At 52.8% G+C, this 15,493-nt stretch carries 15 protein-coding genes; 12 read left to right on the top strand and 3 right to left on the bottom strand.

The window, feature by feature from the left end; genetic code table 11:
• The first annotated feature begins 209 nt into the window (after positions 1–209).
• Entirely contained in the window at positions 210–1,565 is a 1,356-nt protein-coding gene (gene chrA, locus KI241_RS17950) for a chromate efflux transporter (RefSeq protein ID WP_212802826.1), read from the top strand.
• 132 nt (positions 1,566–1,697) lie between these two features.
• Positions 1,698–2,189 (top strand): hypothetical protein, encoded by a 492-nt coding sequence (locus KI241_RS17955; protein WP_212802827.1) that lies wholly within the window; start codon positions 1,698–1,700, stop codon positions 2,187–2,189.
• Positions 2,190–2,236: 47 nt separating this feature from the next.
• Here the strand turns inward: KI241_RS17955 and KI241_RS17960 are convergent, their stop codons facing one another.
• Positions 2,237–2,485 (bottom strand): hypothetical protein, encoded by a 249-nt coding sequence (locus KI241_RS17960; RefSeq protein ID WP_212802828.1) that lies wholly within the window; start codon positions 2,483–2,485, stop codon positions 2,237–2,239.
• A 263-nt stretch (positions 2,486–2,748) separates the two neighbouring features.
• On the opposite strand from KI241_RS17960, the gene KI241_RS17965 reads away from it, so the two are divergent.
• Entirely contained in the window at positions 2,749–3,234 is a 486-nt protein-coding gene (locus tag KI241_RS17965) for a hypothetical protein (protein ID WP_237614113.1), read from the top strand.
• Positions 3,235–3,392: 158 nt separating this feature from the next.
• Here KI241_RS17965 and KI241_RS17970 read toward each other — a convergent pair whose 3' ends face one another.
• Positions 3,393–4,274 carry a TIGR03915 family putative DNA repair protein gene (locus KI241_RS17970; RefSeq protein ID WP_080921996.1) on the bottom strand — a complete coding sequence of 294 codons (882 nt, stop codon included), beginning with the start codon at positions 4,272–4,274 and terminating at the stop codon, positions 3,393–3,395.
• Positions 4,265–5,485, bottom strand: a complete 1,221-nt coding sequence (locus KI241_RS17975; protein WP_042727860.1) for a putative DNA modification/repair radical SAM protein — start codon at positions 5,483–5,485, stop codon at positions 4,265–4,267. The genes KI241_RS17970 and KI241_RS17975 overlap by 10 nt, the downstream gene beginning before the upstream one ends.
• A 166-nt stretch (positions 5,486–5,651) precedes the next feature.
• Here KI241_RS17975 and KI241_RS17980 point away from each other — a divergent pair, with 166 nt between their 5' ends.
• The 9 genes from KI241_RS17980 (at position 5,652) to dusA (ending at position 15,433) form a co-directional block, all read left to right on the top strand.
• Positions 5,652–5,822, top strand: coding sequence for a YhfG family protein (locus tag KI241_RS17980; RefSeq protein ID WP_123579870.1), 171 nt, complete (start codon positions 5,652–5,654; stop codon positions 5,820–5,822).
• On the top strand, positions 5,822–6,421 hold the full coding sequence (locus KI241_RS17985) for a putative adenosine monophosphate-protein transferase Fic (RefSeq protein WP_042727861.1): 600 nt from the start codon (positions 5,822–5,824) through the stop codon (positions 6,419–6,421). Before KI241_RS17980 ends, KI241_RS17985 begins: the two co-directional genes overlap by 1 nt.
• Before the next feature lie 64 nt (positions 6,422–6,485).
• Positions 6,486–7,208, top strand: a complete 723-nt coding sequence (locus KI241_RS17990; protein WP_042727862.1) for a metallophosphoesterase — start codon at positions 6,486–6,488, stop codon at positions 7,206–7,208.
• Between the two features lie 87 nt (positions 7,209–7,295).
• Positions 7,296–7,772 carry an SMI1/KNR4 family protein gene (locus KI241_RS17995; RefSeq protein WP_212802829.1) on the top strand — a complete coding sequence of 159 codons (477 nt, stop codon included), beginning with the start codon at positions 7,296–7,298 and terminating at the stop codon, positions 7,770–7,772.
• 235 nt (positions 7,773–8,007) lie between these two features.
• Positions 8,008–9,270, top strand: a complete 1,263-nt coding sequence (gene drt3a / locus KI241_RS18000) for an antiviral reverse transcriptase Drt3a (RefSeq protein WP_212802830.1) — start codon at positions 8,008–8,010, stop codon at positions 9,268–9,270.
• Positions 9,263–11,227, top strand: coding sequence for an antiviral reverse transcriptase Drt3b (gene drt3b, locus KI241_RS18005; protein ID WP_212802831.1), 1,965 nt, complete (start codon positions 9,263–9,265; stop codon positions 11,225–11,227). The genes drt3a and drt3b overlap by 8 nt, the downstream gene beginning before the upstream one ends.
• Positions 11,228–12,251: 1,024 nt before the next feature.
• Complete coding sequence (locus KI241_RS18010) at positions 12,252–13,481, top strand: AAA family ATPase (protein ID WP_212802832.1); 1,230 nt, start codon at positions 12,252–12,254, stop codon at positions 13,479–13,481.
• Entirely contained in the window at positions 13,482–14,141 is a 660-nt protein-coding gene (locus KI241_RS18015; RefSeq protein WP_212802833.1) for an HNH endonuclease, read from the top strand.
• A gap of 296 nt (positions 14,142–14,437) precedes the next feature.
• The gene (gene dusA, locus KI241_RS18020; protein ID WP_042727865.1) at positions 14,438–15,433 is read left to right on the top strand and encodes a tRNA dihydrouridine(20/20a) synthase DusA; all 996 of its coding nucleotides are present in this window, start codon (positions 14,438–14,440) and stop codon (positions 15,431–15,433) included.
• The last annotated feature ends 60 nt before the right edge of the window (positions 15,434–15,493 follow it).

The following is a 15,493-nucleotide window of genomic DNA, read 5'->3' on the forward strand; positions in this document are numbered from 1 at the left end:
TAGCCTACCGCTTGTGGAGCAGCAATTTGCCTGTATTTGCCAGCCGATAGGTGGCGTAATGGATCCAAAATCCGCCCGTGGGTCGCGACACGTTACGGGCAAAAAAAGCGCATGGTCTTGCTTGACTGCCCGACATCAGCCCGGCTATCTAGGTCAACCCGCGCCTGCCGGCGCAACTCGTCCTCGACTGCCAAGTGCCCTCGCCGACCATGAACACACCGACCCGAACCGTCGACGAAGCCTTGTCCCGCCCTTCTGCCGTCGGCCTGCGTGAAGCCTTCTGGTTCTGGCTCAAACTGGGTTTCATCAGCTTCGGCGGCCCCGCCGGACAGATCTCGATCATGCACCAGGAACTGGTGGAGCGCCGGCGCTGGATCTCCGAGCGACGCTTTCTGCACGCGCTCAACTACTGCATGCTGTTGCCCGGGCCGGAAGCCCAGCAACTGGCGACCTACCTGGGCTGGCTGATGCATCGCAGTTGGGGCGGCGTCATCGCCGGAGCGCTGTTCGTGCTGCCCTCGTTGTTCATTCTCATCACCTTGTCGTGGCTGTACATCGCCTTTGGCGAAGTGCCGGTGGTGGCGGGCCTCTTCTACGGGATCAAGCCAGCCGTGACGGCCATCGTGGTGCATGCCGCCCACCGGATTGGTGCCCGCGCGCTGAAGAACAGCTGGCTGTGGGCGATCGCCGCCGCCTCGTTCACCGCCCTATTCGCCTTCAACGTGCCCTTCCCGCTGATCGTGCTGGGCGCCGCTGCCGTCGGTTACCTGGGCGGCCGCTGGGCGCCGGAAAAATTCAGCCTGGGCGGCCAGGATGCCAGGCACTCATCCTTCGGCCCGGCGCTGATCGATGACGACACCCCGCCCCCGGACCATGCCCGGTTCAGCGCCTTCAGGCTCGCTCGGTTGGCGATCGTCGGCGCCCTGCTCTGGATCTTGCCAATGGGGCTGCTTACCGCTGTGTTCGGCTGGGACGGCACCCTGACGCAAATGGCCTGGTTCTTCACCAAGGCCGCGCTGCTGACCTTTGGTGGCGCCTACGCGGTCTTGCCCTACGTGTACCAGGGCGCCGTCGAACACTTCGGCTGGCTGACGCCGACCCAAATGATCGACGGCCTGGCCCTGGGCGAAACCACTCCTGGCCCGTTGATCATGGTGGTGGCATTCGTCGGTTTCGTCGGCGGCTACGTGACGCAAGTGTTCGGCCCCGACCAGGCTTTCCTCGCCGGCGCCGTGGCCGCCGCGCTGGTGACCTGGTTCACCTTCCTGCCGTCGTTCCTGTTCATCCTGGCGGGTGGCCCCCTGGTGGAATCGACCCACAACGCGCTGACATTCACCGCACCGCTCACCGCGATCACCGCCGCCGTGGTCGGGGTGATCCTCAACCTGGCCTGCTTCTTCGGCTACCACGTACTCTGGCCCCAAGGCTTCTCCGGTGCCTTGGACTGGCCCTCGGCAATCATCGCCTGCGCCGCGACCGTGGCCCTGTTCCGCTACAGGCGCGGAGTGATCCAGGTGTTGCTGGCGTGCGGGCTGACCGGGTTGGCGGTGCATCTGTTGCGTTAGTTTTATCCAGGATAACGTCGGCTACCGCCTCGGCCATCGCAACCGCCCAGCAGCGCTCATGACGCAGCGCAAGACGGACGTCGGTGTCCTTAAGCTAAGCTCAACCCCATCATCACGACAGGGACAATCGACATGAGCAAGGCAGACGAGCTGGCCGCCAAACTGAGGCAAGCCCAGCAGACCCAGGCCGACAACGACCACTGCGCCGACCTGGCAATCGAACACTGGCCCGCCCAGGTCAACGAGCTGTACCGCCAGATCGAAGCCTGGCTGGCCCCGGTCTGCGAGGCCGGCCTCGACATTCGGCGTAACCCTACCCACGTCTTTGAAAGTCATTTCAGCGGGTCGACATACAACTATGCGATCGATCAACTGGTCATCGAGGGCAATGCCCGGCGCCTGACCTTCGATCCCGTTGCCCGCTTCACCCCAGGCGGCGCCGGGCGCATCGACATTCACATGACCGGCCAGCAAAGCTGCCTGCTTCGCAGCCTGGGTGAACATGGCGAATCGGTGTGGCACATAAAAACCGTGGATCAAGCCGCGCAGTCGCAGCCTGACCCCATTGCCATGGACGAAGAGGCGATGCTTTCGGTGGTGGAAAAAGGCCTGGGCCTTCAGTGAAAAGGGGGGACCTTCACAGGTCGCCCCTTTTCATTGAACAGAACCGATCAGCCGCCGGTTGGCGTGGCGGTGGCGACGAGCACATCGGGCAGGATGTCGATCGACGACGGTGTCACGCGCGTCGTCGACCTGCCCATTAGCAGGTTCAAGGCGTTGTCGATTTCGTCCGCCGCGCCTTGCGCGTAATGGGCGTTCGCCCAGCTCCAGTAGCGTTCGGACACCAGCCCGCCGACCGCCTGTGCGCACAATTCGTCACTGCTGAGACCCATCTTTCCCGCAGCAGCGATCACGGCCATAAGGGCTTGTTCTAAATGGGAAATACGCTCGGTGGTCACAACGAAAAACTCGGAAGATCACGAGCACGAAGTTTACCAGCATATCAATATGCCACCAACCACAGGCGCTCAACGGTCGTCGCCTTTCGCCGCGCGGGAGCGCCTTCGTAGGCCGGCGGGCATTGGTTATGAATACACTCTTTAACAATTTAATCACTGCTGGCGCCTAAAGCCCCTCGTTAGCGAGCCGATAGCCTCGAACACCTACACATTCAGGCGTGAGCATGATCAACATCAACGCACAAATCTCCAGCAGCCTCCAACAATCGCTGATCAAACTGGAGCCCAAGAAGTCCGAAGATGAATCGCAGACATCGGCGATCGCCCCCACCACCGGCGCGCCAGTGGCGGGCGTGAAGGTCTCGCTGTCGGGTGTCGGCCTGCAAAAATCCGCAGATGAACGCGCAGCCAATGCCAACAAGGACATTGAAGAAAGCGGGCTGCCTGACACCGTGCAGAAGGTCCTGAAAATGATCCGGGAACTGAAGCAGAAGATCGCAGAGAAGCAATCGGAAATGCAGGCGCTGATGGCCGACCAGAGCATGACTCCAGAGACCAAGCAGACCAGGATGGGCGCGCTCCAGGCAACGCTTTCCACCCTGACCGCCAGCTTGCTGACGGCGACCGCCTCCCTGGACAAACTCACCAAGAACGGCAACTTGTCCGCTACCCAGGTGCAACAGGCCAGTCAGTTGGCGATGAAGGGCTAAAGCGCGAACCGTTACGCTCACAAAACCCTACCCATGGTGCGGATGGGAGGGATTGAAAAGCAGCTAGCAGCCCTGACGAAGGAGTTGCATAGAATGTTGGCAACGCCCAAGCCTGGCCAATTCAGAGCCCAGGCCTGGATGTGAGCTGAAAAGCCCAATCAATCAGGCGTGAGGCACACGCCCAACGAGGTGCCATCATTTCTCGCGGCCACCACAATCCGCTTGCCGGCCTGCTCCTTCACCTCTATCGCCTGCCCATCGCGCTGCTTACCCTGGCGCGCCTGCCCGACCAATTGGGGAATCAATCCGCCCTCCGGCAGGTGCTGCCAGAAGCGCCCGGGCATGTGCTGGCGCAGCGCCTGGGGATTGAGCCGCGCCGGGTTGAAGATGTGTCGGTAATAGGTGCGCCACAGCTCGGCGCCCGGATCGTCGGCGTGACGTGCCCACTGTCGCCACTGCTCAGGGCACTGGCGCCGGTAGTCAAGCGACTGGCCGTCGAAGCGGATACCGTCGCGGGGCGTTGCGATCAGCCAGCGTTGCCGTCCCAGTCGTTCGGCAAAATGACCACTGGCGCTCTCGAGGATGTCATGGGCGGGCTCATGGAACGACACAAGGTCCAGTTGCAGTCGCTCGGCCAACGCGGGTGGCAAAGGAACGAAGCGCACGAAGGCGTGCAGGTGATGAGCTTCGCGACTGACCTGTTTGATCCGTCGCTGCAGTTCACTGCCCAGGCGATCGCCGGCGAGCATGGCGGTGCGGTCGCCATGGGCCACGCGCCAGAGCACTTCATACAGCAGGTTCCAGCGTTGTTCGCCGAGGTAACGGCCCGCCTGTTCGAGTTGCGCCAACAAGGCCGCCGGCACCCGCGTGCGGAACGGGCCTGGGCCTGATGGCAGCGGCGTCGGCACGGCCAACAGGTCGGTGATGGGACCTTGGGCCCACGTCACGTCACTGGGGTCGATGCCATGCCCAAGCAGCGTCCGGGCCTGGTCGCGCCAGGTCGAGAAGTCGTCATCGCAATCCAGCGCGATCATCCCCATAGCCCCATCTGCACAGGTCGCTGGGGATCGCGCAGACGCGCCCGCAAAAGGCCGCTGCGCACCTGGGCTTCAGCGGGCCGGTAGTCGCTGGTGATGATGAACGGCCGCGCCTTTTCCAGTACGCAACGCAACTGCACCAGGTCGTCATAGCGGACCCGACGCTCCCGCCGTAGCACCACCAGTCGTTGCACGCTGCGCAGGCCGATCCCGGGAATACGCGCCAGCAACGCAGGCTCGGCGCGGTTCACATCCAGCGGGAAAACCTCCCGGTTGGCCAGCGCCCAGGCGAGCTTGGGGTCGATGTCCAGGTCGAGGTTGCCGGCGTTACCCAAGAGTTCGCCGGCCTTGTAGCCGTAGCCGCGCATGAGAAAGTCAGCCTGGTAGAGCCTGTGTTCGCGCAACAAGGGCGGCGCTGCCAACGGCACGCTGGCGGGGCTATCGGGAATAGGGCTGAACGCCGAGTAATAGACCCGGCGCAAACCATAGCCTTGGTACAGCGATTCGGCATTCTGCAAGATGGCATGGTCATCGGTGGCATCGGCGCCGACGATGACCTGGGTGCTTTGCCCGGCTGGCGCGAACCGCGGCGCCCTCGCCTCCCCGGCCACCGCCTGCTGTCCGTCATGGATGGTGCCCATGGCCTGGCGAATCGTGGTCAGCTGCTTTTCCGGTGCCAGGCGCTTGAGGCTCGCCTCGCTGGACAGCTCGATATTCACGCTCAAGCGATCGGCCAGCCGCCCGGCCTCTTCGATCAACAGCGGGTCGGCGTCGGGAATGGTCTTGAGGTGGATATAGCCACGAAACTGATGGTCCTCGCGCAGCAACCGTGCCACCCGCACCAATTGCTCCATGGTGTAGTCAGCCGAGCGAATGATGCCGGAGCTCAGGAACAGGCCACTGATGCAATTGCGGCGATAGAAATCTAGGGTCAAGCGCACCACTTCCTCTGGCGTGAAGCGCGCTCTCGGCACGTTGCTGGAACGACGGTTGACGCAATACTGGCAGTCATACAGGCAGAAATTGGTCAGCAGCACCTTCAACAGCGACACACAACGCCCATCCGGCGTATAGCTATGACAAATACCCATGCCATCCGTAGCGCCCAAGCCATCGCGCCCCCGGGAGCTGCGCTTGGGGGCACCACTGCTGGCGCAGGACGCGTCATACTTGGCAGCGTCGGCGAGAATGCCGAGCTTGGCGATAAGTTGCATGAAGGCCTCTCGATACTGGTTATAAACACAGTATTTTGAGATGCATGGCATTGCAAGGGCCATTGATCAGCTCACTTCCCCAGGAAGGCCCATAGCGGCTGCGTCATAGGTCCGACCTCGCGAGATGGGCTATAATCGGCTTACGTTCGCCATTGAGATCAAGCCCATGGGCACTGTCAGCCTTGAAGCGAAAAAAGCCTACGCGGCCAGGACACGTCGTTCCAACTATGCCGCCAGCCTGCGCCTGGAAGGTTTCAAAGTGAGCTTCTCCGAGAGCGATTGCAAAATGCCAACGCGCGAAGAAGTGTTGAAAACCTTCACCAAGACCCGAGCCTGATGCCGGACAAATATGGTGTCGGCGAAGACGCCTATTGCTACCCCGGCTCTACAATCCTGCGTAATAAACTCGATATCCGTGACGAATCGACCTTGAGCGAAGCCGAACAACAGCTCTCGGCCATCGCCGCGGACAACGTCGAATTCAGCCCTCCCCCTTATAGCCTGGGTTATCTTCAGGGCATTCATCAGGTGCTCTTCTGCGACCTGTATGAATGGGCCGGACAATTGCGAACCGTTGGAATGGCCAAGCAGGACACCCGTTTCTGCCAGCCGTCATTCATGGAGGCGCAAGCCGGGAAAATCTTCAAGGGCATGGCTGCACAGAACTGGTTTGAAGGCATGGGTCGCGCAGACCTGATCAACGCCGTGGCAGAGGCCTATTCAGAGATCAACGTCATCCATCCTTTTCGCGAAGGCAATGGCCGCGCTCAAAGGATTCTCTTCGAACACCTCATCATGAACGCCGGTTTTGAGATCAGTTGGTGGGGCATTGAGAAAGAACAGTGGATCGACGCCAACATCGCGGCTTATCACTGCATGCTCGAGCCCATGCAGCACGTGTTTGAAAAATGTATTGGCAGCCCGATTCGCCCGTAAGATAGCACCGGTCATCTGAAACGCGTTTTCCACAGTCTTGCGACTTCCCCCCTAGAACACCGGCATGAATACGATAAGCACATTCCCCTCCAACCCAGAAGGCCGCGACTTTGTCGTGGGGGACGTTCACGGCCACTTCAAACTTTTAAGCATCCTGCTGGAACGCTCGAAGTTCGATGTGGAACGGGACCGTCTTTTCTCCGTCGGCGACCTGATCGACCGCGGCCCCGACTCCCTGGAAGTGCTCGACTGGCTTTCGCAGCCCTGGTTTCATGCTGTGCGGGGCAATCATGAACAGATGCTGATCGACTGCATCGGCGGCAACGGCGACATTCCCAGGCATACCCGCAACGGCGGTGCCTGGCTCTATGAACTGCCGCCCCCCGTCCAGCATGAACTTTCCAAGGCGCTCCAGGCGCTGCCATGGATCATTGAAGTCGACTTGCCGGACGGCAACACCGTCGGCATCGTGCATGCCGAAGCGCCACAGACGCAGAAAGGTGACGACTGGCAGACAGCCAAAGCAGCCCTGCAAGGGCAACTGGGAGAAATTTGCCGCCTGCGCGCGCTAAGCATGGCGCTGTATGCCAGGGAAAGGATCGAGGAGCAAAACAGTGAACCGATCAAGGGAATACACCAGCTCTACGTCGGCCACTCGACCGTACCGAGCGTGAAGCGCCTGGGCAACGTCGTCTACATCGACACCGGCTGCTCCTTTGGCGACGGTGCCTTGAGCCTGATCGAGCTCAACAGCGAAACCGTCACCCACCTGCGCATGAGCCCATGACCGCTGCGCCACACAGGGCTCCGTGCCCATTCAATCGGCTTTGAATCAACGATATTCAACTCGCGCCGCCGTGAACAGGAGAACGCCATGCATGAGCAGCCTGAAACCCACCGCATTCACGAACTGCTGACCCTCGTCGGCCTGCGTGTAGCGCCGCAAGTGGCAGCCACGTTTCGTCCACCCGCCACTCACGCAGATATCACCCGGATCGAACAAACCCTGGGCGCGCCACTGCCGCCGAGCCTTGCTCAGCTATTGCTTTGGCATGACGGACAAGAATGGAACGCGCCACTGCGCGACAGCGACAATCGCCGCCTCCTTGCAGCCCATGAAATTGTCGAGGTGATGACGTTTTTCCTCGATCCAGAGGAGGAATTTCTCGAGCCATGGGGGCGCTATTGGGTGCCGTTTTTGACCAATGACTCGGGCGATTACGTGGTGGTTGATGCCTCGCCAACCGGTAGCGGGGAGCTCATCGCTTATTGGCACGACTGGGAAAACCGGGACGTGGAGCATTCGTCCTTGCTGGAATGGGTGGCTGAGTGGGTTCAAGAGATCGGGTGATCATTCCCCACCCCTCGGTCAAGGATACGACCCAATTGAAGTCAAGGGTGCGCTTCGCCTCAACCGTCCCCCGTTCCTGCTCGCTCGTTCCTCGCTGCGCGGGCTGCGGCCTCCGACTGATCCCTTGACTACACAAGGCAAAAACAGATAGTAATTCCGTATTGAGCCCCTCAGGATTAGGGTGTTAGGCTCGCTAGAGTGGTTCGACTGGCAAAAAACTTTTCAAGGAAAGAGAATGTTCGATCAGTCCTTCAACCAGGTATCTATCTCACGCACTCTTAGGAAAAGTGATTTCCTGATTACGCCTCGATTAAGAAACCCCATTACAAAATCGCAAATCATCGCCAGCGCTCTCGACAGAGCAGGATTAGGCTTTGATGGATATAATTTTTTATCCGGCACAAAAGTCAAAAACAAAACCATTTACAGAATACAGAATTTTAGTGACGAGCTTATACTAAGAAAAATAAATAAAAATATACAAAAAAATATAAAACTACCAAACACAAGTCGCGATTCAATTATCGCAAATATAAAGAACATTCTGTCCGAAGGCGTATCATACAAAATCTATCGACTGGACGTTAAAAGTTTTTATGAGTCATTCCTAACTGAAGATGTAATTTCCGTCATCTCCAAGATTCAAAGACTAAGCCCTACAACAAAAAAAATGGTCAAGGACATACTCAACCACCACACAAATAATGGCGGTCTAGGGGTGCCACGAGGGCTCGCATTAAGTGCAACACTTTCGGAAATAATGATGCTTCCGTTTGACAAGGAAGTTTGCGCCCAACCTGGAGTATTTTTTTACTCACGGTACGTAGATGACATCATTATCATCTCAAGCGGAATTGAAGACAGTGCAAAATTCATAAAATTAATTTCAAAACTGCTACCCAAGGGTTTACAACTAAACGAGCAAAAGACAAAGGTTCGTCGGGCCAGCCAAGATATAAAGCCGTACAAACAAAATACTCCAGTCCCGGACGACATACTTACCTTTGAATTTTTAGGATATCAAATTACCGTCTGCGAACCTCTAAAAACCAAGGATCATTCGCAATTCAGGGACGTGCATCTAGACATAGCAGAAAGCAAAGTTAATAAAATAAAAACAAGAATAACCCGATCCATGATCAGTTATTGCAAAGATAGAAATTTCGAGTTATTGGAAACTCGACTTAAATTCCTATCATCAAATTTCAGTGTTCTCGACGCAAATCGAGAGAGAAAACGTCTTGCAGGAATATATTACAACTATCACCGTATAGATCCAGAAAAGTCCAAAGCGCTCCTAAAACTTGATGCATACATCAGAAAAGCGACACTATCTGGATACGGTGTTGTGTTCGATGATTTTTTTTGCAAAACCACCGTAGCACAAAGACGCCGGCTCCTGAAACTCAGCTTTGGCCGTGGCTTCAGAGAGAAAATATTTATGCACTTCTCTCGCAATAACTTAAAGCTTATCCAGGAGTGCTGGCTATATGCCTGACCCAAATGCAAAACCCATTAAAAAGAGTGACTACAATAGAGTCCTGGTGACTGAAACAGTCCCTTACGAAACCCCTTTAATTTTTTCGAATGATGGCTTCTACAACATCTGCAAAACACCGAAAAATGAAAATTCGGTACTAAACCTACTATTTGAGCGGCTCGCATTAGGGAAAGGTCGAAAAAAATACTTTACCATTCCCTATCAATACAAGATAAGAAAAAGTCTTTTGGATTATAGACGCTTATCTGTAATCCACCCAATCTCACAATGGGAAATGAGAGAATTCTATGAAACATATGAATCTTTAATTTGCCACTATTGCACCCCCAGCAAATTTTCAATAAGAGCACCACAAAAAACAGCAAGCGTTTTCTACTACAAAAATTCTTGGGAAAATGTCGCAAAATATAAGCGAGGAGCAGTAGAGGAAGCAGGCTCAGACAAACGGCGCAAACACAGCTCTTCGTTCTTTTCTTATAAAGGGTATGATCGACTTTATAAGTTCTTTAACTCCAGTGAATTTATATCATTAGAGAAAGACTTTGCTTCGCTTAAAACACTAGACGTATCGAAGTGTTTTGACAGCATATACACCCATTCTTTAGCCTGGGCCACAAAAGAAAAACAATATGTAAAATCAAAATTAGGGGTTTTGACATTCGGTTCCGCCTTTGACTCCCTGATGCAGAGAGCTAACTACAATGAAACTAACGGAATTGTAATTGGCCCAGAGATCAGTCGAATTTTTGCAGAGATTATTTTCCAAGAAATTGATCAAAAGGTTCAAACACGGCTTGCCAGCAGCATGTTTTGCTATGAGCACGAAAAACACTACTCTATTAAGCGATATGTAGATGACGTTTTCATTTTCGCTAGAGAAGAAAAAATTGCTCGCAAAATCTACGAGGTCTATGCCGACTGCTTAAATTCGTACAATCTCCACGTCAATTCATCCAAATCTTCAACATATGCAAGGCCATTCTTCACTGCAAAATCCAAAGTAGTAAGGGAGGTAAACTTAAAAGTAAATGAATTTACTGATAAATTCTTGGATAGCAAAAATGGGAACTCCATACTCATCCCAAAAGAAATCCTTCGAGTCAACCGCCTTATCCACAGCTTCATTGACTCTATCAAAGCTACCTGCTCTACCAACGAAGTTGGTTATGACGAAGTATCATCTTACCTCATCTCCGCCTTTTTTGAGCGCGTTAAAAGACTAATCAATATAAACTCGATTGAGCAAGAAGATGGTGAGATTGAGAAATACCGAGATGCTGTCATTGTCTTTCTTGAGCTGATTTTTTTCTTTTACTCTGTCGCACCTTCCGTTAGTGCATCTTATAAATTATGCGCATCTGTGATCCTGCTCTGTAGATTTTCTGAAAGGCACCTAGGCCCTTATGAACAAACAGTAAAACAAAGAACATATGAACTAGCGGTGGAATTGCTCGAAGGTGATTTAGGCGCAGTAGATTCCGACGTTGAAAACTTTATATTCTTAGAAGCTTTAAATGTTATTCTTGCGATTAGCGACTTAGGCGACGGATACCTTCTCTCTCCAGAATTGATTTCAAAAATCTTTCTTGGCAAAGAATCATATTACGATTTAGTTTCATGCATGTTTTACATAAAAGACAGGACTGAGTATGCGCCAATTCAATCCCATATAGTTGCAACCATAGAGCGGCGCCTCTCAGATCTCAATTCAATTCAAATAGACGCCGAACAGGCCTGCTTGTTTCTCGACTCCGTCTCCTGCCCCTACATAGATCGAAAACGGCGAATAAGGTGGATTCAACGTTTCTACCAGGCGTCTAGCGCTCCGAGGCCTACCAAGCAGCAAACTGACGACTTCATTGATGGCGCTGCTAAAAATTTCTGGTTTGTAAACTGGGATGAGGTCGACCTATTGAACGCTCTAGAAAGAAAGGAGTTGAGACAGGTTTATTAACCGTGGTAGCCTTTGGTTCGTGGGAAGTAGCCAATATACTCTCCGCGTCTTCCGTTTTTTGGTTGGCGCTTTACTTGCTTCTTGAAGCTAACAAGTATCCTCTGCGGATAAATGGTAGAAGACAGTTGCAGGAGCGGTTTTTGCTTCGCAGAGGCTGCACACACTTAGGGATGAGGCTACTTTTCACTACCCCCTCTGAACCAAGCACTACCCCCTACAAAGCATCGACGATGTGGCGTCGTCCGACGACTTTGGTACTTTGCACTAAAAAATCTCTGCCCCCATCCAGTGGGTAGAGCGACTCATTTCCAAGCCGCACATAGACGGGTCCTACGTTTCTCTTTCCCCGATGCCTCTATACCCCGCACCGCCAATCTGTACCACTTCGTACCAGCACTACTCCCGCGCACTTATCCCCTGCTCCTTTTTTTCCGCTGGCTTTCGCAAATCCGAGAGTCGCCACTGCTATGCTTGATTTCATTCTAAACGAGTCGCAAACCATGGTCAGCGAGTACTCACTGACGGATCTGCTCGAACGCTTTTATCTAAATCAACTGGCCCTGGAAGCGACTGTGATGGAGCTGACTCTTTGGGCTGAGTAGCAAAGCGCTTTAGAAGTGGTTGAGAATGTTCGGGGGCACTTCATACGATTGCTGGAAACTCGGACCATATCAAACAAGGCTTTGGCTCGACTGGGAAGGCAGACCTCACCTAAATGTCATTTATCGGCCAAAAGCAGCTATTCATTGCTCTATACAATCAGGAGCAATTCAACCACCATTGATTGAAGCTCCTGAAAACCAACAATTATCAGCTTTTCGATGTTGAGTTATAGCGAATAATAGCAAAAACCTTGAAAACGAGATCTACCCCAACCTAATGGTATACTCCATACTGGAGCAGGGAGCGGACAGTTGACGAGTGTTAAGCTAGCTTGAAAAAACCAAAATAAAATTAGCCTTTTAAAAATCGCCACCTCAACAACAAACAAACCTAAAAATCAAACATGCATAAGCAGAAAAAAATGAAATTAATCAAAAGCATTTCCGGAAAAATAAAAAACTCAAACAAAGATGTAAACATCGAACTTAACGGAAAAAACCTAATTATTGCCGGCGGTAATGGCTCAGGTAAAACCTCACTAGTCAACGCAATACATCAAACACTTACAATTCAGTTAATCCAACAACAATACCAAAACATTCCAAACCTTGAAAAAAACATTAAAGTTTTTAAAAATGCATTAGCCCAACCCGACACAGAGCCTGCATCGCGAGTAAGCCATGAGCAAAACCTTCTGCAGTTCCAGCAACAGTTGGACGCTGTAAACGGCCCTATAGAAATAACATATAACAATGAACCATATTCATTTCTCGATATACTCAGCCAAAAAAAAGCATCCATTCGTTTTTTTGCTGCGGACCGTAAGGCTGACATTTCCAGCGTATCCTCAGCGTCCGCATCTCAACCAGATATACAGTCGATAAATATAAACGCCTGGCTAGGAGGCAACCTTGAACAGCATCTTGTAAACTTAAAAGTAAGAAGTGCTTTAGCAATGCAAGCTGGCGAGTTGGGCAAACGACCTGTTCATGCTGAAGAGTGGATAGCCTCCTTTACCGAAAACCTCAAATATTTATTTGAAGACCAATCAATAGAACTTCAATTTTCGCCCGACCAGTTGAGATTTTATATTTCGCAAAGTGGCAGACCACGATACACCTTCCAAAGTTTGTCCTCTGGATACCTGGCCATTTTTGATATATATGCTGACCTACTCATGCATACCGAATACGCACAGATTAAACCATCTGAGCTCACAGGCATCGTGTTAATCGATGAGATTGATGCTCATCTTCATGTCTCGCTACAACGTAAAATACTACCTTTCCTTACTTCCTCATTCCCCGCGATACAGTTTATTGTAACTACTCACTCCCCTTTCGTTCTGACATCAGTTGATGACGCAGTAATATTTGATATATCCACATGCCAAACTGTACTCGACTTATCAATGTACTCTTATGAGTCTGTTGTTGAGGGGCTACTAGGCGTGCCTCCAATCTCAAAAATATTTGAGGATACAATAAAAAAACTGACAAAAATCACAAGCGCTGAATTTTTCGACATTGAGCTGGCAGAAGATTTATTGAACACGATTGCACCCCACACAGATGTACTAGACGCCGAATCAGAAATGTTCTACCAAATTGCCGCAAACAAAATAATCAAGATGAAGGCGGAGAGTAAATAAATGTTTAATGTGGAACGACCAAAGCTCGCCCCACCTTCTTTAATTGAAAAAAAAAGCTGGACCGGCAGCGACGTACTTCATTCATTGAGACAAGCATTTTATGATAAATGTTATATATGTGAAACAAAAGACCCACTCAGTCTTAACGTTGAGCATTTTGACGCCCACATGGATGACGTCGACAAAATGTATGACTGGAACAACCTGTTTCTTTCTTGCGCCCGGTGCAATAACTTTAAACGACACTTATTCAACAACCTCATAAACTGCACAGATAACAGCGTAGATGCATTACGCCTAGTAAGACACGCACCACCAGTTACACCTTTTGCGAAAACTTTAACAATTGAGGCAACAAACGATGACGCCAGAACAATTGAGACTGCTACGCTCATAAGAAAAGTTTTCACCGATGACAACACGGGCAACAAAGATATAACTGGTACTTATTTACGAAAGCGAGTATATAAACGGTACGCCTTACTTTTATCACACATCAACGTATACATTGATGAAGATTCTTTGGACTCAGAAAAAAAAGATGCCGTCCTTAGAATTGAAAACCTAATGAAAAAAAGCCAAGAATATTCGGCCTTTTTAAGATGGGCAGTAATAGACTCACCCGAGCTATTTGAAGTTGTGAAATATTCTATTGACTAGCCACCATACAAAAAACTCCTTTAACATACTGCACCTAAGAGGGGGATTGCATTGCATTCTTCCTCTTTGCCTACAGTGAGCCAGAATCGAACATAAGCTTCCCACGCAAAAAATGCGCAAAAAAGGGGACCGCAAAAAAAGGGGACAGATTTATTTAGCCTCGACCTCGTACCTACACGGATCACAGAGAAAAAGATTACCAACAAACGAAGCCCCGGCCACTCGCCTCCTATCCAAACCTCACCGACCCCTTTCCTGATAAACTGCGCCCCTCCGCCTTCCCACCCAGATCCCCGATGCCTTTATACCCAGCACCCCAGCAATCCTTGTCCCGGCGCTTCAGCGTGGCCCCCATGATGGATTGGACCGACCCCCACTGCCGCTACTTCCTGCGCATCCTGTCCAAGCACGCCCTGCTCTACACCGAGATGGTGACCACCGGTGCCTTGCTCAACGGGGACCACGAGCGTTTCCTGCGGCATCACGAAGCCGAACATCCCCTGGCGTTGCAGTTGGGTGGCAGTGTTCCGGCCGATCTAGCCGCTTGTTCGCGCATGGCCCAGGAGCACGGTTATGACGAGGTCAATCTCAACGTCGGCTGCCCCAGCGACCGGGTGCAGAACAATATGATCGGCGCGTGCCTGATGGGGCATCCGGGGTTGGTGGCCGATTGTGTGAAGGCCATGCGTGATGCGGTGTCGATTCCGGTGACGGTCAAGCATCGGATCGGGATCAACGGGCGTGACAGTTACGAGCAGTTGTGCGAGTTCGTGGGGACTGTGCGTGACGCTGGCTGTACCAGTTTTACCGTGCACGCGCGGATCGCCATCCTGGAAGGTCTGTCGCCGAAGGAGAATCGGGATATCCCGCCGCTGCGTTATGACGTGGTGGCGCGGTTGAAGGCGGATTTTCCAGAGCTGGAAATCGTGCTCAACGGCGGGATCAAGACACTGGCGGCCTGCCATGAGCACTTGCAGACCTTCGACGGGGTGATGCTGGGCCGCGAGGCGTATCACAACCCGTACCTGCTGGCCGAGGTGGACCAACAGTTGTTCGGCAGCACCGCGCCGGTCATCAGCCGGGCCGAGGCGTTGGCGCAGCTGCGACCTTATATCGCCAGTCACCTGGCCGCCGGTGGCGCGATGCACCACATCACTCGCCATGTGCTCGGCCTGGGCACCGGCTTTCCGGGGGCGCGGCGGTTTCGGCAGTTGTTGTCGGTGGACATCCACAAGACCCAGGATCCGTTGGCCCTGCTGGACCAGGCCGGGCAGTTGTTGGAAGGACGCTAACCGTCACTTGCTTTGAACCTGCGTCCGCTTTTGGCATCGTATCTACCGATACCGCCCCGG

The organism is Pseudomonas sp. Cab53, assembly GCF_018325965.1.
GTDB lineage: Bacteria > Pseudomonadota > Gammaproteobacteria > Pseudomonadales > Pseudomonadaceae > Aquipseudomonas > Aquipseudomonas chlororaphis_E.